The 21,828-nt window shown below is 48.0% G+C and carries 15 protein-coding genes, 3 rRNA genes and 2 riboswitches; of the genes, 17 read left to right on the top strand and 1 reads right to left on the bottom strand.

All coding sequences use genetic code 11. The features are described 5' to 3' along the window. Both SporoP33_RS06165 and SporoP33_RS06160 read left to right on the top strand, forming a co-directional pair. A complete protein-coding gene (locus tag SporoP33_RS06165; protein ID WP_081242907.1) occupies positions 1–1,422 on the top strand; it encodes a LutB/LldF family L-lactate oxidation iron-sulfur protein in 1,422 nt (473 codons plus the stop codon). A 2-nt stretch (positions 1,423–1,424) separates the two neighbouring features. After that, the gene (locus SporoP33_RS06160) at positions 1,425–2,141 is read left to right on the top strand and encodes a LutC/YkgG family protein (protein WP_081242906.1); all 717 of its coding nucleotides are present in this window, start codon (positions 1,425–1,427) and stop codon (positions 2,139–2,141) included. An 89-nt stretch (positions 2,142–2,230) separates the two neighbouring features. Here SporoP33_RS06160 and SporoP33_RS06155 read toward each other — a convergent pair whose 3' ends face one another. Next, complete coding sequence (locus SporoP33_RS06155) at positions 2,231–2,512, bottom strand: hypothetical protein (protein WP_081242905.1); 282 nt, start codon at positions 2,510–2,512, stop codon at positions 2,231–2,233. A 141-nt stretch (positions 2,513–2,653) separates the two neighbouring features. On the opposite strand from SporoP33_RS06155, the gene SporoP33_RS06150 reads away from it, so the two are divergent. The 15 genes from SporoP33_RS06150 (at position 2,654) to purK (ending at position 21,797) form a co-directional block, all read left to right on the top strand. Further along, complete coding sequence (locus SporoP33_RS06150) at positions 2,654–4,123, top strand: nicotinate phosphoribosyltransferase (RefSeq protein WP_081242904.1); 1,470 nt, start codon at positions 2,654–2,656, stop codon at positions 4,121–4,123. After that, positions 4,092–4,964 (top strand): ammonia-dependent NAD(+) synthetase, encoded by an 873-nt coding sequence (gene nadE, locus SporoP33_RS06145; RefSeq protein ID WP_081242903.1) that lies wholly within the window; start codon positions 4,092–4,094, stop codon positions 4,962–4,964. Before SporoP33_RS06150 ends, nadE begins: the two co-directional genes overlap by 32 nt. 119 nt (positions 4,965–5,083) lie before the next feature. Further along, a complete protein-coding gene (locus SporoP33_RS06140) occupies positions 5,084–6,034 on the top strand; it encodes an AAA family ATPase (RefSeq protein WP_081242902.1) in 951 nt (316 codons plus the stop codon). Further along, on the top strand, positions 6,031–7,209 hold the full coding sequence (locus SporoP33_RS06135; RefSeq protein ID WP_081242901.1) for a DUF58 domain-containing protein: 1,179 nt from the start codon (positions 6,031–6,033) through the stop codon (positions 7,207–7,209). The genes SporoP33_RS06140 and SporoP33_RS06135 overlap by 4 nt, the downstream gene beginning before the upstream one ends. Next, on the top strand, positions 7,206–9,377 hold the full coding sequence (locus SporoP33_RS06130; protein WP_081242900.1) for a transglutaminase TgpA family protein: 2,172 nt from the start codon (positions 7,206–7,208) through the stop codon (positions 9,375–9,377). The genes SporoP33_RS06135 and SporoP33_RS06130 overlap by 4 nt, the downstream gene beginning before the upstream one ends. Positions 9,378–9,582: 205 nt before the next feature. Beyond that, positions 9,583–11,136 (top strand): glutamine-hydrolyzing GMP synthase, encoded by a 1,554-nt coding sequence (gene guaA / locus SporoP33_RS06125; RefSeq protein WP_081242899.1) that lies wholly within the window; start codon positions 9,583–9,585, stop codon positions 11,134–11,136. Next, positions 11,136–11,237, top strand: a riboswitch (purine riboswitch). Its footprint overlaps the gene before it by 1 nt. An 80-nt stretch (positions 11,238–11,317) precedes the next feature. Further along, positions 11,318–12,652: an NCS2 family permease gene (locus SporoP33_RS06120; protein ID WP_081242898.1), complete on the top strand. Its 1,335-nt coding sequence runs from the start codon at positions 11,318–11,320 to the stop codon at positions 12,650–12,652. A gap of 436 nt (positions 12,653–13,088) precedes the next feature. Continuing rightward, positions 13,089–14,641 (top strand): 16S ribosomal RNA (locus SporoP33_RS06115). A 260-nt stretch (positions 14,642–14,901) separates the two neighbouring features. Further along, positions 14,902–17,830 (top strand): 23S ribosomal RNA (locus tag SporoP33_RS06110). Positions 17,831–17,903: 73 nt separating this feature from the next. Then, positions 17,904–18,019 (top strand): 5S ribosomal RNA (rrf, locus tag SporoP33_RS06105). Together the 16S, 23S and 5S rRNA genes form the textbook arrangement of a ribosomal RNA operon. A gap of 40 nt (positions 18,020–18,059) precedes the next feature. Then, the gene (locus SporoP33_RS15960) at positions 18,060–18,584 is read left to right on the top strand and encodes a hypothetical protein (protein WP_155961313.1); all 525 of its coding nucleotides are present in this window, start codon (positions 18,060–18,062) and stop codon (positions 18,582–18,584) included. A gap of 509 nt (positions 18,585–19,093) precedes the next feature. Beyond that, positions 19,094–19,621: a DUF2179 domain-containing protein gene (locus tag SporoP33_RS06100; RefSeq protein WP_081242897.1), complete on the top strand. Its 528-nt coding sequence runs from the start codon at positions 19,094–19,096 to the stop codon at positions 19,619–19,621. Further along, entirely contained in the window at positions 19,618–19,806 is a 189-nt protein-coding gene (locus SporoP33_RS06095; protein WP_081242896.1) for an NETI motif-containing protein, read from the top strand. The genes SporoP33_RS06100 and SporoP33_RS06095 overlap by 4 nt, the downstream gene beginning before the upstream one ends. 124 nt (positions 19,807–19,930) lie before the next feature. Continuing rightward, positions 19,931–20,031: riboswitch (purine riboswitch) on the top strand. A gap of 159 nt (positions 20,032–20,190) precedes the next feature. Next, positions 20,191–20,679 carry a 5-(carboxyamino)imidazole ribonucleotide mutase gene (gene purE / locus SporoP33_RS06090; protein WP_081242895.1) on the top strand — a complete coding sequence of 163 codons (489 nt, stop codon included), beginning with the start codon at positions 20,191–20,193 and terminating at the stop codon, positions 20,677–20,679. A gap of 2 nt (positions 20,680–20,681) precedes the next feature. Continuing rightward, entirely contained in the window at positions 20,682–21,797 is a 1,116-nt protein-coding gene (gene purK, locus SporoP33_RS06085; protein ID WP_081244772.1) for a 5-(carboxyamino)imidazole ribonucleotide synthase, read from the top strand. Positions 21,798–21,828: the final 31 nt, after the last annotated feature.

The raw sequence follows: 21,828 nt of genomic DNA, 5'->3' as shown, positions 1-21,828 counted from the left end.
ATGGCTATGAAATTCAGCAAGAAGAACTTTACGGATCGTACTAAAGATAATATTTCTGACGAATTTATGCGGCAGGCAGTAGCAGGCGCGCAAGAACGATTGCACGGCAGAAGGCTCGATGCAGCGGAAGAGCTGGGGAATTGGGAAGAATGGCGTTCGCATGGAGAAGAAATCCGTCAGCATGTGCTCGAAAACCTGGACTATTATTTGCATCAGCTGAGTGAAAATGTGGCAGCACGCGGCGGTCATGTGTTTTTCGCCAAGACTGCCGAAGAAGCAAGTGCGTACGTCAGGGAGGTCATCGAGAAAAAAGACGGGAAGAAAGTTGTGAAGTCGAAATCGATGGTCACGGAAGAAATTAATTTGAATACGGTTCTCGAAGAAGCGGGCTGCGAAGTAATTGAGACTGATTTGGGAGAGTATATTTTGCAAATAGATGATCATGATCCGCCTTCTCATATCGTAGCACCGGCGCTTCATAAAAACAGAGAACAGATTCGGGAAGTGTTTGAAGAAAAATTGGGGTACCGCCGCACATCCAAGCCTGAAGAACTGGCGCTGCATGCCCGGGAAATGCTTCGTCAAGAATTTTTGGATGCGGATATTGGTATTACGGGCTGTAATTTTGCGATAGCGGATACGGGTTCAATCAGCCTGGTGACCAATGAAGGAAATGCGAGACTTGTATCTGCATTACCGAAAACGCAAATCACCGTGATGGGCATGGAAAGAGTGGTCCCTTCCTTTGAGGAGTTTGAAGTGCTTGTCAGTTTATTGACCCGAAGTGCAGTCGGACAGAAGCTGACAAGCTATGTGACTGCTTTGACAGGCCCGCGTGATGAAGGGGATGCGGACGGTCCGGAAGAATTCCATCTGGTCATCGTTGACAATGGCCGGTCCGAAATTCTCGGTACAGAATTCCAGTCAGTTCTGCAATGTATCCGCTGTGCGGCCTGTGTCAATGTCTGTCCGGTGTACCGTCATATCGGCGGCCACTCGTACGGTTCGATTTATTCAGGTCCAATCGGCGCGGTACTGTCACCGCTGCTCGGCGGATATGATGACTTCAAAGAGCTGCCGTTTGCTTCCACATTATGCGGAGCCTGCACAGATGCCTGTCCTGTGAAAATTCCTCTTCATGAACTGCTTCATACACATCGCAGAATCATCGTTGAAGAAGAAGGGCGTTCGCCTATTTCCGAACGGCTTGCGATGAAAGCATTTGGAATTGGTGCGTCTTCCAATCCGCTGTATTCCATGGGAGCGAAGATGGCGGCTGCTGCAATGAAGCCGCTGACGAAAAATGACCGGATTTCAACAGGTCCCGGTCCATTGAAAGAATGGACAGATTTGCGGGAATTCCCGGCAGTCGGCAACACCCGTTTCCGGGACTGGTTCTATGATCAGAAAGGGGGCGAATGACTATGGCCGGAACCATTCAAAACCGCGAAAGTTTCCTTTCATCAATCGCCGCGCAGTTAGGCCGTGAACCGAAAATGAATGCAGACAAGCCTGTGTGGAAATATCAGCCGCAACGCAAAGTACTGCAGGATGCTTCGGCCGATGAATTGCTGGAAGTGCTGCGTGCACAATGCAAACAAATTCATACCGATTTAATTGAGACAAAGAAAGCTGAGCTGCCCACCGTGCTGCATGAAGCAGTAAACAGATATGGCGGGGGTCCGTTGTCGCTTTGGAAAGATGACCGATTTGCAGAATATGGATTAGATGAGCTGCTGGATACCATATGGCCTTCAGAACAAATTACCGTCAATAGTTGGGATGTTTCTCTTGGGGATAAAAATATTGAGCTTGCCGAGCAGGCCAATATCGGCATTACGTTCAGCGACATGACCCTTGCGGAATCAGGTACAGTCGTCCTGTTCAGCAGTGCGGATAAAGGACGTTCGGTCAGCCTGCTGCCTGCACATTACATCGCGCTGGTTCCGAAAAGTACGCTGGTTCCAAGAATTACTCAGGCATCGGATATGATCCGGCAGAAACTGGATGAAGGCGGGCAAGTTCCATCTTGCATCAACTTTATTACGGGTCCAAGCAACTCTGCAGATATCGAGATGAATCTGGTCATCGGTGTACACGGCCCTGTAAAAGCAATGTACATCGTAATAGATGATTGTTGAAATTCCGCAGAAAACGGGAATAGTTATTGAAATTCACTGAATAAAACGGAAGACCTATCCCGCAGAGATGGGTCTTCCATTTATATTTTTTACTGCTGCGGACCAATTTCTTCCTGCAGCTGATCGACGTACTGCTTCGCTTCAAGCAAGGAAAAACCGAACACTTCCCGCGCCCGCTTTACTGCTTTCACAGTTTCCCCCTGTATAATCAGCAAACGAATAGAATCATCATCAACGGCAGGTCCCGGCAGACCCTCTGTCAGCTGCTCGAGCATAGACTGCTGACGCGCCAGCCGTCTCTCAATGCCGTGTAATTTCTGTAAAATGTAAAAACTGAAAAACGCGATAAACACTATGGCGTAAATGAGCATATTCATCCCCCCGTAATAATTCTACGATTAAATTACATAAAAGTTTCAGAAAACATTTCATGCGCAGGTGGTTACTTTGCTGAGAAACAGGGAAAATAGTGTATAATGACACTATTATTGCAACGGAAGAAGGAGACGACTATGACTTCATCATATCAAGACGACAGCTTGGCGTTACACACAGATTTATACCAAATTAATATGGCCGAATCATACTGGGCGGACGGAATTCATGAACGGAAAGCCGTGTTTGAAGTGTATTTCAGAAAAATCCCGTTTGGCAACGGTTATGCGGTATTCGCGGGTCTCGAACATGTATTGAAGTATCTTGAAGAATTTTCATTCACAGAAAGTGATTTAGCCTACTTGCGCGAAGAGCTTGGATTCGCTGACGATTTCCTTGACTACCTCAAAGGCGTCCGTTTCACAGGCGATGTGTACTCCATGAAAGAGGGAGAGCTCGTTTTTGCAAATGAACCGATTATCCGCATCGAAGCAAATCTAATCGAAGCGCAGCTGATTGAAACGGCGCTGCTGAATATTGTCAATTATCAAACGTTAATCAGCACTAAAGCAAGCCGCATTAAACAAGTGGTAAAGGATGACGTCGTGATGGAATTCGGCAGCCGCAGAGCGCATGAAATGGACGCAGCTATTTGGGGTGCGCGTGCGGCAGTAATCGGCGGTGTCGAATCAACGAGTAATGTGCGCGCCGGCAAACGGTTTGGCTTGGACGTTTCAGGCACACATGCGCATTCGTTTGTTCAGGCATATAAAGACGAATACACGGCATTTAAAGTCTATGCACAGCGTCATAAAGATTGTGTGTTCTTAGTGGATACATACAATACGCTGAAAATTGGTGTTCCGACAGCTATTAAGGTAGCAAAAGAGCTTGGCGACAGCATTAACTTCATTGGGGTGCGGCTGGACAGCGGTGATATTGCGTTCCTTTCCAAAGAAACACGCCGAATGCTGGATGAAGCAGGTTTCCCGGATGCGAAAATTGTCGTCTCCAATGATTTAGATGAATATACAATTTTAAACTTGAAAGCCCAGGGCGCACAAGTCGATGTCTGGGGAATCGGCACCAAGCTGATAACGGCTTATGATCAGCCGGCGCTTGGAGCGGTATATAAAATCGTCTCCATCGAAAACGGTGACGGAGAGATGATGGATACGATTAAAATATCTGCCAATGTTGAAAAAGTGACGACGCCTGGACGCAAGAAGGTATACCGGATCATAGACCTGGAGAACGGTAAAGCGGAAGGCGATTATATTACGATGCATGATGAAGATCCGACAAAAGAAGAGCGCATCAAAATGTTTCACCCTGTGCATACGTTCATCTCAAAGTTTGTAACGAACTTTAAAGCGGTCAATTTGCATCAGCAAGTTATTCGCAGCGGAGAAGTTGTTTATGAAAACCCGCCTGTCTATAAAATCCGGGAATTTGCTCAGGACAACCTTTCGTTGCTATGGGAAGAATATAAACGTTCATTGAACCCCGAAGAATATCCGGTCGACCTCAGTCAGAAGTGCTGGGACAACAAAAGACGCAATATAGAAGAAGTGCATGAGATGGTGGACAACTATACAAACCAATGAAAGGGAAGTGGAAACGTTGACATTGCAGCAAGAAATTATCCAGACATTACGTGTGAAGCCGGAAATCGACCCGCAGCAAGAGATCCGCACTTCCATTGATTTCATGAAAGATTATTTGAAAAAGAATACATTTCTGAAAGGATTCACACTTGGCATATCGGGTGGTCAGGACTCCACGCTGGTCGGCAAGCTGGCGCAAATGGCGGTCGACGAGCTGAATGAACAGGCGGGTACAGAAGAATACCGCTTTTACGCCATTCGTTTACCGTATGGCGTTCAATTCGACGAAGATGACTGCCAGGATGCGCTGCGCTTTATCAGGCCGTCGATCGTCTACTCAGTGGATATTAAAGAAGCCGTGGATGCCAGCGAGCGGGCTCTTCGCAGGGCTGGTCTCCACATCACCGACTTTGATAAAGGCAATGAGAAAGCGCGCGAGCGGATGAAGGTCCAATATTCAACGGCGGCGGTTCATCATGCCGTTGTGCTTGGAACAGACCATGCGGCTGAAGCGATTACAGGGTTCTACACGAAATTTGGTGACGGCGCAGCAGATCTCATGCCAATCTATCGGCTGAATAAGCGTCAGGGGAAACAGCTGCTGGAAGCGCTGGATTGCCCGCCGCATCTGTACAATAAAATCCCGACAGCTGATCTGGAAGGAAATAAGCCAGCTATCCCTGATGAAATAGCGCTAGGCGTGACGTATGAAGAAATCGATGACTATCTTGAAGGTAAAGAAGTGTCGGATGAAGCGCGCAAACAAATAGAAGGACATTATTTGCGGTCTGCCCATAAGCGGCACTTGCCAATCACTGTATTTGATGACTTTTGGAAATGAAAACTGCCGGCCTTTATCAGATAAAGGGCCGGCAGTTTTTCTGTTTGTCGGGCTTATTTGTTTCAGGTATGATGGTTTCATATAAAAACGGATTCAGTTCGTGGCGGAGGAGAACAATTATGCATTCACAAAGGATCGAACAACTGCTGAATAATATAGAAAAAGTCATTGTCGGCAAGCGTGATATTGCGGAATTAAGTATTACGGCGCTGCTGGCAGGAGGGCACGTATTGCTGGAGGATGTGCCGGGTGTCGGAAAAACTATGCTGGTGAGAGCTCTTGCTACATCAATCGGTGCCCAGTTTAAACGAATTCAATTTACGCCTGATCTGCTTCCTTCTGATGTATCGGGTGTTTCGATCTACAACCCGCAAACGATGCAATTCGAATTTCGTCCGGGTCCCCTGATCGGTAATATCGTACTGGCGGATGAAATTAACCGAACCTCCCCAAAAACACAGGCGGCGCTGCTGGAAGGAATGGAAGAAGCGTCGATTACCGTCGATGGCACAACTATCCAGCTGCCCAAACCTTTTTTTGTCATGGCGACCCAAAACCCCATTGAATATGAGGGGACCTACCCTCTGCCCGAAGCGCAATTGGATCGCTTTATTTTTAAATTGAAAATGGGCTATCCGACTAAACAGCAGGAAATGGAGTTATTGAAGCGGGCGGAACAGCAGATTCCGGTTAATCAAATTAAAGCTGTTCTGACAGTAGAAGAATTGCTCAAATTACAGCGGGATGTGCAGGAAGTCACGGTAGATGACACAATTATTTCTTACATAGTAGATTGCGCAGAAGCGACACGCTGCCATCATTCAGTGGCATTGGGTGTCAGTCCGCGGGGGTCATTGGCATTGATGAAAGCGTGCCAGGCCTATGCATTTGTGAAAGGGCGTACGTTTGTCTTGCCGGACGACGTGCAATATTTGGCGCCATACGCCTTCTCACATCGGCTGATATTGCGTCCGGAAGCTAAATATGAAGGGGTGGAAGCCGCGGGCATCATCAGGGATATTCTTGGCCGGCTGGAAGTGCCGGTGAACCGCAGGTCTGCTACTATATGAAACATTTGAAATCATTCGGCCGGTTTGCGGGCGTTCTGGCAATCGGGGTAACCGCCTATGCATTCGCGAAATTTCAGGGAGGATTTGTCAGCTGGTTTATTTTCTACATGCTGGTGCCGTTTGTCGCGTACTCCATCCTGCTATATTTGTATCCAATGCGTGATATACGTGTGGAACGGCATATTGAGGACCGCCATATAATGCGTAACGGGCAGGCGGTGATCCGTCTGATTATTAAAAGAAAGTGGCCATTTCCTTTGCCGTATATAATTCTTGCGGATAAACGGATACATGCGAAACAGACACGGACAGTGAGGCAAATGGCGCTGATCGGCTTCAGGAGGACATACGAATATTCTTATGTGCTTAAGGATCTTACACGCGGCGAATATACGTTGCCTGCGGTTAAAATTGAACTGGTGGATTTTTTTAATTGGATAAGAAAAAAAGAAGTATTTGCTGTGCATGACACGTTCCTGGTCTACCCGAACGTAACCGGTCTGATGTATCAGTCAGCTGCTGGCGGAACAAGAGGTGGTCAGCGGCTTTCAGCTTATACGCCGGCAAAGGATGCAACGACTCCTTCGAGTGTAAGGGAATACGCGCCCGGCGACCGGATATCCTTGATTCACTGGAAATCATTTGCGCGCACTTCGAAGCTGATGACGAAGGAATTTGATGAGCAGCGTTCTGAACAATATACTGTGCTGCTTGACTGCGGTAAATCAGAGGCGTTTGAAGACGCAGTAGAGTTCGCTGCGTCCATAGTCGTCTCAGCAAGAGAGCATCAGGCCAAGCTGACATTCATGACAGCGAGTTCTCAGCCATCCTTATTTCCGCGTATGCAATCGGCCGATCAGACCAGACAGGCATTAGTTCACTTGGCTAAAATTCACTCTGATGATGCGCACCGCGTCTTGCTGCCGACGGAGAAGGCGGTATCTGAAGACGCGTTGCTTGTTGTTACAGCCGCTCTTCGCTTAGATTTTATCCGCCGGGTGCTGCATTTTTACCGTAATCCGTCAGGCATGGTTTGTTTTGTGATGATTACGGATGAAGAGGAAGTAAAAAGAATGGATTCGGTTGTCAGCCAAGTGAAGCAGCTGGGCGTCAAAGTGCGATTCGTTCACCCGTCTGATCGTGCCGTGGCGCTGAAAGAGGCGGTGGCAGTATGAAGAAACAACGAATGAGCTGGAAAGTGCTTATATTTTTATACATATTGAGCGCGATTTTACTGTGGGAATGGTTTATTCCGATTATGGAGCTGACTGATTTTGGCCACCCTGCTCTCTTTTTGCTGTATGTGGCACTATTCTTCATTTTGGCGCTGACGCGTCTGCCTTGGTGGATCAGCGGGATAGTCCAGCTTCTTTATATCACATGGTCGATTCATTACATGTATTTAAATCAGCTGTCACTGTCGCTCAAGACATTTGGCATAATCCTAAGGGATGTGCAGCGCAATATTCTGCTGTTATTTCAGGGCGAGCTGGGTGACCTGTCAAATTTATTCCGTACGTTATTGCTGTTTACATTAGTTTGGATGATCGCATATTTAATCCGGCATTGGATTGAAGTGCGGCAGAGCATGATGATGTTCTTTGGCATTACTGTGCTGTTTGTTTCTGTTCTGGATACGTTTACTCCGTACGATGGATCTTCTTCGATCGTCAGGATTATGATTATAGGAATGGTCATTACCGGGTGTCTTACAGTGCTGAAGCTAGCGGGCAATGACAGAGTATCACTTCGCCCGAGGCGCATGCTGGTTCTTTTCTTGCCAGTCATGCTGATCGTTGGGGCTGTAGGGTTATTCTCCAGAAACGCCCCTGTACATCCGCCGGCATGGCCGGACCCAGTGCCGTTTTTATTATCATTAAGCGGAGCCGAAGATCAGGCTTCAGACAAAGGGCAGGCAAAAGCAGGTTATGATCCGGATGATTCTCAGCTTGGCGGAGTCTTCGTTCAAGATCACGGACTTGTGTTTGAAGCTGCGGTGGAAGACCGTCAATACTGGCGGATTGAAACAAAGGACACCTATACTTCAAAGGGCTGGCTGCAGGAAAGGGAAATGAATAAAAAATTATTATCGACCGGCGAAGAGCTGCATGCAACTCCGGAAGAAGCGGAAGTATCATCAGCAGTACTGAAGTTTGCAGAACCGCTGCCGTTCATTGCCGCGCCATATGGGACAACGAAAATATCCGAACCTGCCGGCATAGATCTGATGCATGAAACGGATGCAAATCGCCTGTATTTGCTGATGGGTCTTCAGGAGAAGGTGGAGCAATATGAAATACAGTATATGGCTCCTGAATATATGCTGTCCGAATTGCAAAAGCCGGAGATGGTGAACTATGAAACAGTTATAGAGGATTTGAATAGTTATTTACAGCTACCCGAAAACTTGCCTGAGCGGGTAAAAGAGCTGGCCCTGTCGATTACGGAAACAGAAACGAGTGTTTACAACAAAGCAAAAGCCATTGAGCAATACTTCAAAAAGAACGGCTTTTTCTATGACACGCAAAATGTAGCAGTGCCGGAAGATGAACAGGACTATGTTGATCAGTTTTTATTTGAGACGAAAAGAGGCTATTGCGACAATTTTTCTACTTCTATGGCAGTAATGCTCCGTTCCGCGGGCGTGCCGACACGCTGGGTAAAGGGGTTTGCTCCCGGTGAACCAGCATTGAAAGCGTCAGGGGAAAGTGTATATCGTGTAACCAACGACGAAGCACATTCGTGGGTGGAAGCGTATATACCGGAAATTGGCTGGATGCCGTTTGAGCCGACCATCGGTTTTACGCACCCGACTGATATTACATATGACATGCCAAATGACAGCCAAGAAGAAGAGGAAATCCAAAAGCCTGTCCAGCCGGCAGCGGAAAAGCAGAAAGAATTCCAAAAGCAGCAAGGACAGCCGGCGCCATTTTTTAACGAACTGAAAGAGAAGCTGGTATGGCTCTTCACTAAGTGGTGGCTGTATGTGTCGCTTCTGGTCGCATCCGCCGTTGCAGGTATTGTCGTATTTAGTAAACGAAGCGGCTGGCTGCCTGGGTGGCATGTCAGACAATTACGTGCTCAGCCGAATGGACGAGAGAAGTTTGAACAGCAATATAGACAATTATTGCGGCAGCTCGACCGTACCGGCATGCCGAAAGAAGCCGGCATGACACTTTCAAACTATGCAAACCAAGTGGATGAACGTTACGGCGGAGAACGCATGTCGGTCTTAACAGCAGCCTATGAAAAAGGAATTTACGGCAACGACTGGAAATCGCAGGATTGGGATAAGTTAAATGAAGTGTGGGAAGATTTAATTATTAGTACAACATGTTGATTTTTTAGCGAAATATGCGTAAAATATGTATCGAATCAATATTTGATATGACCTCGGCATATTTTGCACTACTGAACGTCAATCGTCATCGTATAGCATGAATCGTATTCTTTGGCGGAAGAGACGCGTGGAAAGTTGACTTTCTTACGCGTCTTTTGTAGTTGAGGCATGAATCAGCACTAAAAAATTGGAAGAGGTGGATCAGTTGTCAAATGCTCCTTTGTTAGTCGAACAAGAAAAAATTGTGGTTCTCGATTACGGCAGTCAGTATAATCAGCTCTTCACGCGTACGATCCGTGAATTTGGTGTGTACAGTGAGTTACATGCGCATACAACGACTGTTGAGGAATTGAAAGAAATGAATCCGGTCGGTATCGTGCTTTCCGGGGGTACAGCTTCTGCAGGAGATGCAGCAGCGTATGATATTAATCCGGAAATATTAAAACTTGGTATCCCGGTGCTGGGCATCAGTTACGGAACGCAGCTTATCATCGAGCATTTGGGCGGTACAGTGGAAGTGAATGCGGACGGCGAAGGAAAAGAAGAATTGGTTACAGTGGATACCACATCTGCATTGTTCGCGGGACAAACAGAGAAGCAGAACGTTTGGGTGAAAGACAGTGCTCATGTAGCACAATTACCAGATGGGTTCACGTCTTCAGCAACGGACTCTGAAGGTAATATCGTCGCTGTTTCCAACGACGCACAACAGATCTATGCAATTCAATTCCATCCCGAAGAGCACCGTTCAGAACACGGCAAAGATTTTTTACGGCACTTCGTTTTTGAAATCTGTAAAGCCAAGGGCGATTGGACTATGGAACGATTCATCGAGATCGAAGTGGAGAAGATCCGTTCGACAGTAGGTGACCGCAAAGTATTATGCGCACTGAGCGGCGGAGTAGATTCTTCTGTCGTTGCTGCTTTAATCGACCGGGCGATCGGCGATCAGCTGACATGTATCTTTGTCGATCACGGCTTGCTCCGTAAAGGGGAAGTCGAGAGTGTTGTCAAGACTTTCAGTGAACAATTCAGCATGCACTTCATTAAAGTGGATGCGCGCAAACGTTTCCTGGACAAGCTGGCGGGTGTTACAGAACCTGAACAAAAACGTAAGATTATCGGTAATGAATTTATTTACGTGTTTGATGAGGAATCCGCTAAACTGGATGGTATTAAATTTTTAGCGCAAGGTACGATTTATGCAGACATTATCGAAAGCGGAACTGCTACATCTGCCACTATCAAGTCTCACCATAATGTAGGCGGCCTGCCTGAAGATATGGATTTCGAGCTGATTGAGCCGCTTCGTGCTTTATTCAAAGATGAAGTGCGTGCAGTTGGAGCGGAATTGGGCTTGCCGGAAGAAATCGTGAACCGTCAGCCATTCCCTGGACCGGGTCTCGGAGTTCGTGTACTTGGTGAGATCACAGAAGACAAGCTGGAAATCGTTCGTGATGCTGACTTCATTTTACGTGATGAAATTGCGAAAGCAGGCTTGGACCGTTCGATTTGGCAATACTTCGCAGTGCTGCCGAATATCCGCAGTGTCGGTGTCCGAAATGAACAGCGCTCCTATGATTATGCGATCGGTATCAGAGCGGTTCATTCAGTGGATGGGATGACAGCGGACTGGGCTCGTATACCTTGGGATGTACTGGAGAAAATCAGTACCCGCATTACGTCTGAAGTCGACCAGGTGAATCGCGTAGTATATGATATTACGGCAAAACCTCCTGGCACGATTGAGTGGGAATGAGATAAACAACAAAATATGATCGTATAACGCTGGGAATAAGGCCTGGAAGTCTCTACCGAAACACCGTAAATGTTTCGACTACGATCCGTAATAGAAGATTATTTTCTATTGGATTAAAGGAGAGGCATGCGAAGTTATTTCGCTTGCCTCTTTTTACATACTAAGCATAAGGAAGGTCACAATGAAAAAATATTTTGAGTTTGATAAGCTTGGTACTAACTATCGTCGCGAAATCATTGGCGGAATTACTACGTTTTTAGCCATGGCTTATATTTTAGCAGTCAACCCGATCATGTTATCTCTTGACGTTGTTCCTGATTTACCCGATTCCATGCGTATGGACAAAGGCGCAGTATTCGTCGCAACGGCACTTTCAGCTGCTGTCGGAACATTGTTTATGGGCTTGATAGCCAAATATCCGATAGGGTTAGCGCCAGGAATGGGTCTGAACGCATTCTTCGCTTTCACGGTAGTGCTGACATACGGTATTCCGTGGCAAACAGGATTAACAGGCGTCCTTTTTTCTGGACTGATTTTTATCGTTCTTTCATTAACAGGGCTGCGGGAAAAGATCATTAATGCAATTCCGGCTCAGCTGAAATTTGCTGTCGGAGCGGGGATAGGCTTGTTCATTACATTCCTCGGTCTTCAGAACGCAAAAATTATCGTAGGGGATGAAAATACACTGGTCGGCCTGGGTGATTTAACGGCAGGCCCCACGTTATTGACGATTTTCGGATTAGTCATCACAGTCATCATGATGGTGCGAAAAATCAAAGGTGCTATTTTCTATGGAATGATTATGACAACTGTCGTAGGAATGCTCGTCAGTCTTATAGAAGTTCCTCATAAAGTAGTGGATAAAATTCCGCCGGTCACTCCGACATTCGGCGCTGCATTCGATGCGATCATCAACGATCCTGGCTCGTTAATGACCACCCAATTCCTTGTGATCGTCATTACATTCCTTTTTGTGGACTTCTTTGACACAGCGGGAACACTGGTGGCGGTTGCTACACAAGCTGGTTTGATGAAAGATGACCGTCTTCCGCGTGCAGGTAAAGCATTGCTGGCGGATTCATTGGCAACGGTGACAGGATCTGTGATGGGTACATCCACGACCACTTCCTATATTGAGTCTACTGCGGGTGTTGCGGCAGGTGCCAAAACCGGCTTTGCTTCTATTGTTACGGCCGTGCTGTTTTTACTGGCGTTATTTTTCTCGCCTCTGCTATTGGTCATCACGCCGGCAGTTACGGCCCCAGCTTTGATTATCGTAGGGGTGCTGATGGTTTCAACGCTGGGTAATATTGAATGGAATCGTTTTGAAATTGCGGTTCCTGCTTTCTTCACGATTATCGCTATGCCATTGACGTACAGTATCGCAACAGGTATCGCAATTGGTTTCGTCTTTTACCCTATCACGATGCTGGTGAGCGGCAGAAGAAAAGAAATCCATCCAATTATGTACGGTCTCTTTGTGATCTTCATCTTATACTTCATATTTATCAAATAAAGACAAACCGCTACTCCGATCAATGGAGGGGCGGTTTTTTTACAGCTGTAATCGGATATATGCCAAGCGGAATGATTCAGCTTCTAAAATAAAATTAAAAGAAATTGAAAAAAGATGTTTAAAGTTGTTGACAGTTGAAAATCTCTTTGATATAGTAGTGGAACAGTCAAGAAAGCGACTGGCATGAACCTTGAAAACTGAACAGCAAAACGTTAACGAAATACAGTTTATGCATCTAGCGATGACATGAACAAAATGAGTATCTTAATTGATGCCAGCAAATGAAACTCGAGCTAATCGATTTTTCATTCTATCGGGTGTCGAGTCGTAGTGGAGTGCTAGGAAGTGATCGAGCGAAGAAGGGAGCGTACTAACGTACGTGACCGACTGAGCGAGTGAAACTGACGACGCAATCCGCTGCGAATCGGCGGCCGGTCTTATGGAGAGTTTGATCCTGGCTCAGGACGAACGCTGGCGGCATGCCTAATACATGCAAGTCGAGCGAACTGTTGGAAGCTTGCTTCCAACAGTTAGCGGCGGACGGGTGAGTAACACGTGGGCAACCTGCCCTTCAGATGGGGATAACTCCGGGAAACCGGGGCTAATACCGAATAATCCATTTCTTCGCATGAAGAAATGTTGAAAGACGGCGTCTCGCTGTCACTGAAGGATGGGCCCGCGGCGCATTAGCTAGTTGGTGGGGTAACGGCCTACCAAGGCAACGATGCGTAGCCGACCTGAGAGGGTGATCGGCCACACTGGGACTGAGACACGGCCCAGACTCCTACGGGAGGCAGCAGTAGGGAATCTTCCACAATGGACGAAAGTCTGATGGAGCAATGCCGCGTGAGTGAAGAAGGTTTTCGGATCGTAAAGCTCTGTTGTAAGGGAAGAACAAGTACAGGAGTAACTGCCTGTACCTTGACGGTACCTTACCAGAAAGCCACGGCTAACTACGTGCCAGCAGCCGCGGTAATACGTAGGTGGCAAGCGTTGTCCGGAATTATTGGGCGTAAAGCGCGCGCAGGCGGTCCTTTAAGTCTGATGTGAAAGCCCACGGCTCAACCGTGGAGGGTCATTGGAAACTGGAGGACTTGAGTACAGAAGAGGAAAGCGGAATTCCACGTGTAGCGGTGAAATGCGTAGAGATGTGGAGGAACACCAGTGGCGAAGGCGGCTTTCTGGTCTGTAACTGACGCTGAGGCGCGAAAGCGTGGGGAGCAAACAGGATTAGATACCCTGGTAGTCCACGCCGTAAACGATGAGTGCTAAGTGTTAGGGGGTTTCCGCCCCTTAGTGCTGCAGCTAACGCATTAAGCACTCCGCCTGGGGAGTACGGCCGCAAGGCTGAAACTCAAAGGAATTGACGGGGACCCGCACAAGCGGTGGAGCATGTGGTTTAATTCGAAGCAACGCGAAGAACCTTACCAGGTCTTGACATCCCACTGACCGGCATGGAGACATGCCTTTCCCTTCGGGGACAGTGGTGACAGGTGGTGCATGGTTGTCGTCAGCTCGTGTCGTGAGATGTTGGGTTAAGTCCCGCAACGAGCGCAACCCTTAATCTTAGTTGCCATCATTCAGTTGGGCACTCTAAGGTGACTGCCGGTGACAAACCGGAGGAAGGTGGGGATGACGTCAAATCATCATGCCCCTTATGACCTGGGCTACACACGTGCTACAATGGACGATACAGAGGGCTGCAAACCCGCGAGGGGGAGCCAATCCCACAAAATCGTTCCCAGTTCGGATTGCAGGCTGCAACTCGCCTGCATGAAGCCGGAATCGCTAGTAATCGTGGATCAGCATGCCACGGTGAATACGTTCCCGGGTCTTGTACACACCGCCCGTCACACCACGAGAGTTTGTAACACCCGAAGTCGGTGGGGTAACCCTTACGGGAGCCAGCCGCCGAAGGTGGGACAGATGATTGGGGTGAAGTCGTAACAAGGTAGCCGTATCGGAAGGTGCGGCTGGATCACCTCCTTTCTAAGGATTATGTTCTCTTGTCTGAAATATGACAGAAACATTCGGAAGATGAATCTTAGATTCACCACGTTAACGTTTTGCGTTCAGTTTTGAAGGCTCATTTTTTGAGTGTTCAAAGCTTTTTTCTTGTTCATTGAAAACTGGATAAAACGACATTGAAAGTAATCAAGTAATCAACCGAATTGCATAGTCATATGCAGTTCAAGCAATCTTTTTAACCTTCTGATTCCTATCGCTAGGATGACGTTGGACCTTTTATAGGTTAAGTTAGAAAGGGCGCACGGCGGATGCCTTGGCACTAGGAGCCGATGAAGGACGGCACTAACACCGATATGCTTCGGGGAGCTGTAAGTAAGCTTTGATCCGAAGATTTCCGAATGGGGAAACCCACTGTCCGTAATGGGACAGTACGTGTATGTGAATACATAGCATACTCGTGGCACACCCGGAGAACTGAAACATCTAAGTACCCGGAGGAAGAGAAAGAAACATCGATTCCCTTAGTAGCGGCGAGCGAAACGGGAAGAGCCCAAACCAAGAAGCTTGCTTCTTGGGGTTGTAGGACACTCTATACGGAGTTACAAAGGAATGCATTAGACGAAGCGACCTGGAAAGGTCCGCCGCAGCGGGTAAAAGCCCCGTAGTCGAAAGTGCATTCCCTCCAGAGTGGATCCTGAGTACGGCGGAACACGTGAAATTCCGTCGGAATCCGGGAGGACCATCTCCCAAGGCTAAATACTCCCTAGTGACCGATAGTGAACCAGTACCGTGAGGGAAAGGTGAAAAGCACCCCGGAAGGGGAGTGAAATAGAACCTGAAACCGTGCGCTTACAAATTGTCAGAGCCCGTTAATGGGTGATGGCGTGCCTTTTGTAGAATGAACCGGCGAGTTACGATTCCATGCAAGGTTAAGCTGAGAAAGCGGAGCCGCAGCGAAAGCGAGTCTGAATAGGGCGAATGAGTATGGGGTCGTAGACCCGAAACCAGGTGATCTACCCATGTCCAGGGTGAAGGTCAGGTAACACTGACTGGAGGCCCGAACCCACGTATGTTGAAAAATGCGGGGATGAGGTGTGGGTAGCGGTGAAATTCCAATCGAACCTGGAGATAGCTGGTTCTCTCCGAAATAGCTTTAGGGCTAGCCTCAAACGAAAGAATCTCGGAGGTAGAGCACTGTTTGGACGAGGGGCCCATCCCGGGTTACCGAATTCAGACAAACTCCGAATGCCGATGATTTATGTTTGGGAGTCAGACAGTGGGTGATAAGATCCATTGTCGAGAGGGAAACAGCCCAGACCACCAGCTAAGGTCCCCAAGTATCTGTTAAGTGGAAAAGGATGTGGCGTTGCCCAGACAACCAGGATGTTGGCTTAGAAGCAGCCATCATTTAAAGAGTGCGTAATAGCTCACTGGTCGAGTGGCGCTGCGCCGAAAATGTACCGGGGCTAAACAGATCACCGAAGCTGTGGATTGACCGTATGGTCAATGGTAGGAGAGCGTTCCAAGGGCGTTGAAGCTGGACCGGAAGGACTGGTGGAGCGCTTGGAAGTGAGAATGCCGGTATGAGTAGCGAAAGAAGGGTGAGAATCCCTTCCACCGAATGCCCAAGGTTTCCTGAGGAAGGCTCGTCCGCTCAGGGTTAGTCAGGACCTAAGTCGAGGCCGATAGGCGTAGACGATGGACAACAGGTTGATATTCCTGTACCACCTCCCCGCCGTTTGAGTAATGGGGGGACGCAGTAGGATAGGGTGAGCACACAGTTGGTTGTGTGTCTAAGCAGTGAGGTGGAGAACGAGGCAAATCCCGTTCTCATATAACACTAGGCTGTGATGGCAAGGAGATTTATCTCCGGAGTCCCTGATTTCACACTGCCAAGAAAAGCCTCTAGCGAGGCGGGAGGTGCCTGTACCGCAAACCGACACAGGTAGGCGAGGAGAGAATCCTAAGGTGATCGAGAGAACTCTCGTTAAGGAACTCGGCAAAATGACCCCGTAACTTCGGGAGAAGGGGTGCTCTGGTAGGGTGAATAGCCCGAGAGAGCCGCAGTGAATAGGCCCAGGCGACTGTTTAGCAAAAACACAGGTCTCTGCAAAATCGTAAGATGACGTATAGGGGCTGACGCCTGCCCGGTGCTGGAAGGTTAAGAGGAGGGGTTAGCGCAAGCGAAGCTCTGAATTGAAGCCCCAGTAAACGGCGGCCGTAACTATAACGGTCCTAAGGTAGCGAAATTCCTTGTCGGGTAAGTTCCGACCCGCACGAAAGGCGTAACGATCTGGGCACTGTCTCAACGAGAGACTCGGTGAAATTATAATATGCGTGAAGATGCGCATTACCCGCGACAGGACGGAAAGACCCCGTGGAGCTTTACTGTAGCCTGATATTGAATTCCGGTGCAGCCTGTACAGGATAGGTAGGAGCCTTGGATTCCGGAGCGCCAGCTTCGGAGGAGGCATTGGTGGGATACTACCCTGGCTGTATTGGACTTCTAACCCTTGCCCGTGATCCGGGCAGGAGACAGTGTCAGGTGGGCAGTTTGACTGGGGCGGTCGCCTCCTAAAGAGTAACGGAGGCGCTCAAAGGTTCCCTCAGAATGGTTGGACATCATTCGCAGAGTGCAAAGGCATAAGGGAGCTTGACTGCGAGACCTACAAGTCGAGCAGGGTCGAAAGACGGACTTAGTGATCCGGTGGTTCCGCATGGAAGGGCCATCGCTCAACGGATAAAAGCTACCCCGGGGATAACAGGCTTATCTCCCCCAAGAGTCCACATCGACGGGGAGGTTTGGCACCTCGATGTCGGCTCGTCGCATCCTGGGGCTGTAGTCGGTCCCAAGGGTTGGGCTGTTCGCCCATTAAAGCGGCACGCGAGCTGGGTTCAGAACGTCGTGAGACAGTTCGGTCCCTATCCGTCGCGGGCGCAGGAAATTTGAGGAGAGCTGTCCTTAGTACGAGAGGACCGGGATGGACATACCGCTGGTGTACCAGTTGTCTTGCCAAAGGCATCGCTGGGTAGCTATGTATGGACGGGATAAATGCTGAAAGCATCTAAGCATGAAGCCCCCTTCAAGATGAGATTTCCCATTACGCAAGTAAGTAAGATCCCTCAAAGATGATGAGGTGGATAGGTCTGGGGTGGAAGTACGGCGACGTATGCAGCTGACAGATACTAATCGATCGAGGACTTAACCTATTATAAAAAGAAGTTACTTGAATGACCCAATGTCTTTTATTCAGTTTTGAGTGAACAAGCTTTACTCAAGAAGTCTAGTAACGATGGCGAAGAGGTCACACCCGTTCCCATACCGAACACGGAAGTTAAGCTCTTCAGCGCCGATGGTAGTTGGGGGTTTCCCCCTGTGAGAGTAGGACGTTGCTAGGCAAGCGAAGCCATTCCCTTTGGGGAGTGGCTTTTTTGTGTTTTGAGAGAATTTTTTCTGTTGGCCGCTCATTCTTTTGGATGTTTGATCATACCGGCTGTTCAAGCGCTCATACTTGGGCGGCCTCCGCTCTATCTCTTCGGCCAAGCGCTCATACTCGCGCGTCATCCGCTCTATGCCTTCTGCCAAGCGCTCATACTCGCGCGTCATCCGCTCTATGCCTTCTGCCAAGCGCTCATCCCCACGCGGCATCCGCTCTATGCCTCCGGCGATGCGCTCATACTTACGCGGCCTCCGCTCTATGTTTCCGTCCAAGCGCTCATACTCGCGCGGCATCCGCTCTATGTCTCCGGCGATGCGCTCATACCCGCGCGTCATCCGCTCTATGCCTTCTGCCAAGCGCTCATCCCCACGCGGCATCCGCTCTATGCCTCCGGCGATGCGCTCATACTTACGCGTCATCCGCTCTATGTTTCCGTCCAAGCGCTCATACTCGCGCGGCATCCGCTCTATGTCTCCGGCGATGCGCTCATACCCGCGCGGCATCCGCTCTATGCCCCTGGCTAAGCGCTCAAACTCACGCGGTATCCGCTCTATGCCTCCGGCGATGCGCTCAAACTCACGCGACATCCGCTCTATGCCTCTGGCTAAGCGCTCAAACTCACGCGACATCCGCTCTATGCCTCTGGCTAAGCGCTCATACTTACGCGGCCTCCGCTCTATGCCCCTGGCTAAGCGCTCAAACTCACGCGACATCCGCTCTATGCCTCTGGCTAAGCGCTCATACTTACGCGGCCTCCGCTCTATGTTTCCGTCCAAACGCTCATACTCGCGCGGCATCCGCTCTAACCCTCCGTCCAAGCGCTCATACTCACACGGCATCTCCTCTCAATCCTCCTCCTTCCCAAGCACCCAGACGCGGTGCACAATCCGCTGACACACCTCCATCACCCCTAATACAGTCCGCGAAAAGAAAAAATCGGCCATACTAATAATTAGTAAATAGTAAAAATCTTTCCTTGAGTTTTTACCTCATGCGCGATACGATTATTCTACTTGTGGAAAGGTGTGGGGCAATGTTAATGGTGTTAATTATTTTCTCAATCAATATTATATATGTATCCTTTATGACAGTACGGATAATTCTGACTCTGAAAGGTTATCGTTATGTTGCTGCAATAGTGAGTATGGTAGAAACAGTTGTCTATGTTATCGGTCTTGGATTGGTTCTTGACAATTTGGATCAAATTCAAAACTTAATTGCTTATGCAGTAGGATATGGATCAGGTGTTATCATTGGATCGAAAATTGAAGAGCGGCTGGCACTTGGCTATATTACAGTTAATGTTATAACAGCGGATATAAATAAAGAAATACCTGCTGAATTGCGCCGGCTCGGTTATGGGGTTACAGACTCTGCAGCTAATGGATTAAGCGGAGGCCGCTCCACTATGCAGATCCTGACACCGCGTAAATATGAAATGCAGCTGTATAAAACGATAACGGATCTGGATCCGAAGGCGTTTATTATATCGTATGAACCTAAGTCGATACATGGCGGATTCTGGGTGCGGAATGTGAAAAGAGGTAAATTATTTAAATGAGTAAACAGAAAATGTGGTTTGACAGAAATGAAGATGAGACACTGGAAGAGTGCCTGCAGCGAATTCAAAGTTTGGGATATACTGTTGTTGCCCGGCGGGAAAAGCCTTTATTTGAACAAGTAGGGGAAGAGTATATACCTGTCAGGCAACAAACTCAGTTTCAAGGGGTTAAAACTAGCCAATAACTGCAGCTGACAGGAGAAGTGATGTGTATTTAATCAGATGGCAACTTAAAGACGAATGATTATAAAAGACATATAATATAATGTTCGGATTTAAGTTGACGGATTATGTATTAATTGATAATATAATAAGAGTAAATGAGTTCCCCGTATATGCTGCAGAATTGGCTGCTGCGTTTCTACAAAGACACCGTAAATGTCTACACTATGTGGGAAAGCAATTTTTCTTGGATAATCACGAAGAATAGCTGAGTATGTATGGCTGTATATTCGTTTTAGTAAAGGTCCTTGAAAGTTCTGCTTTTTGTGCATGTGAAAAGTGGAGTTTTCAAGGACCTTTTTATTTTTTACATAAAATCTTGTTGTGCATGAAGGAGCGGATTGGATTTGGAACCGAAGATTGGTGTCATTATGGGCAGTAAGAGCGACTGGGAAACAATGAAGCATGCATGCGACATATTAGATGAACTGGGCGTTCCTTATGAAAAGAAAGTAGTGTCGGCCCACCGTACACCGGATTTCATGTTTGACTATGCAGAACAAGCCGAGAAAAAAGGCTTGCATGCTATTATCGCAGGTGCAGGCGGAGCTGCCCATTTACCGGGAATGGTTGCGGCAAAAACGCTCGTTCCTGTTATTGGTGTGCCCGTGCAGTCCAAAGCATTGAATGGAATGGACTCTCTGCTGTCTATCGTACAAATGCCAGGCGGCGTTCCGGTGGCTACTGTTTCGATCGGTAAAGCAGGCGCTACAAATGCCGGACTTCTTGCAGCTCAAATGCTTAGTGTACAAGATGAAGAATTACGCAGCAGACTGCAGCAGAGGCGCGATGAAATGAAGAAAATCGCGATGGAAAGCAGTGGTGAACTAAATTGAAGATGATTCAGCCTGGACAGACCATCGGGATAATCGGCGGAGGACAATTGGGGCGGATGATGGGGCTTGCGGCAAAAGAAGCAGGATTCAAAATCGCAGTACTTGATCCCACAAAGAACTCCCCTTGCGGCCAACTGGCAGATATTGAAATTGTAGCTCCTTATAACGATGAGGAAGCGTTGAATGAATTAAGCAAAGTGAGCGATGTTATTACATTTGAGTTTGAAAATATTGATTACGAAGGATTAAAACGGCTGACAGAGAAGGCGTATGTGCCACAGGGAGCTGAATTAGTCCGCATTACACAAAACCGCATTAATGAAAAAGCGGAGATCAGAGCGGCTGGAGCACCTGTAGCGCCGTATGTAACAGCTGACAGCTTTGAAGAACTGGAACAGAAAATAGATGAAGTAGGCTTTCCATGTATCGTCAAGACGGCTTTTGGCGGGTATGACGGTAAAGGCCAAGTAAAACTTGAAACAAAAGATGAGCTGGGCAGTGCAGAAGAATTGTTTGCACACTCTGCTTGTATAGCAGAAGCGTTCGTACCGTTTGAAAGAGAGATATCAGTTATTATACAGCGCAATCCGGCGGGGCAGACATATTGCCTGCCGATCGCGGAAAATATTCATAAGCATCATATATTGCACGAATCAATCGTACCGGCACGAGTGGATGAGGGCGTTTTGAGACAAGCTGTAAGTGCAGCGGAGAAAATCGCCGGGCACCTGGAGTTAGTCGGTACATTGGCAGTTGAAATGTTCGTTCTTCCTGACGGTGCAATCATTATTAATGAATTAGCGCCGCGTCCGCATAATTCCGGGCACTATTCGATTGAAGCATGTAATATTTCGCAATTTCATCAGCATATCCGTGCGGTTTGCGGATGGCCTCTTCGTGAGCCGAGACTTTGGGCACCTTCCATCATGGTGAACGTACTGGGAGAACATGTGGAACCGCTCCAGAAGCGTGTTGCAGATTATCCAAACTGGTCCGTTCATTTATATGGAAAGGCAGAAGCGAAAGAAAAGCGTAAGATGGGCCATGTAACGATTATGACGGATGATTTGGAAGAAACATTGCAGGAAATTGAACAGTCTGGTATTTGGCAAGATTAATCACTGCTCTAAAAAAAACTATTATTTCCAC

The sequence above is a fragment of the Sporosarcina sp. P33 genome (assembly GCF_002077155.1).
Lineage (GTDB): Bacteria > Bacillota > Bacilli > Bacillales_A > Planococcaceae > Sporosarcina.
Note: the sequence above shows the minus strand (reverse complement) of the source record. Positions and strands in the feature narration are given on the sequence as shown.

Bases quoted from the DNA above. Each gene is read 5' to 3' on its own strand.
- SporoP33_RS06165 (WP_081242907.1), top strand. From the start codon at position 1: ATGGCTATGAAATTCAGCAAGAAGAACTTTACGGATCGTACTAAAGAT.
- SporoP33_RS06160 (WP_081242906.1), top strand. From the start codon at position 1,425: ATGGCCGGAACCATTCAAAACCGCGAAAGTTTCCTTTCATCAATCGCC.
- SporoP33_RS06155 (WP_081242905.1), bottom strand. From the start codon at position 2,512: ATGCTCATTTACGCCATAGTGTTTATCGCGTTTTTCAGTTTTTACATT.
- SporoP33_RS06150 (WP_081242904.1), top strand. From the start codon at position 2,654: ATGACTTCATCATATCAAGACGACAGCTTGGCGTTACACACAGATTTA.
- nadE (WP_081242903.1), top strand. From the start codon at position 4,092: ATGAGATGGTGGACAACTATACAAACCAATGAAAGGGAAGTGGAAACG.
- SporoP33_RS06140 (WP_081242902.1), top strand. From the start codon at position 5,084: ATGCATTCACAAAGGATCGAACAACTGCTGAATAATATAGAAAAAGTC.
- SporoP33_RS06135 (WP_081242901.1), top strand. From the start codon at position 6,031: ATGAAACATTTGAAATCATTCGGCCGGTTTGCGGGCGTTCTGGCAATC.
- SporoP33_RS06130 (WP_081242900.1), top strand. From the start codon at position 7,206: ATGAAGAAACAACGAATGAGCTGGAAAGTGCTTATATTTTTATACATA.
- SporoP33_RS06120 (WP_081242898.1), top strand. From the start codon at position 11,318: ATGAAAAAATATTTTGAGTTTGATAAGCTTGGTACTAACTATCGTCGC.
- SporoP33_RS06100 (WP_081242897.1), top strand. From the start codon at position 19,094: ATGTTAATGGTGTTAATTATTTTCTCAATCAATATTATATATGTATCC.
- SporoP33_RS06095 (WP_081242896.1), top strand. From the start codon at position 19,618: ATGAGTAAACAGAAAATGTGGTTTGACAGAAATGAAGATGAGACACTG.
- purK (WP_081244772.1), top strand. From the start codon at position 20,682: ATGATTCAGCCTGGACAGACCATCGGGATAATCGGCGGAGGACAATTG.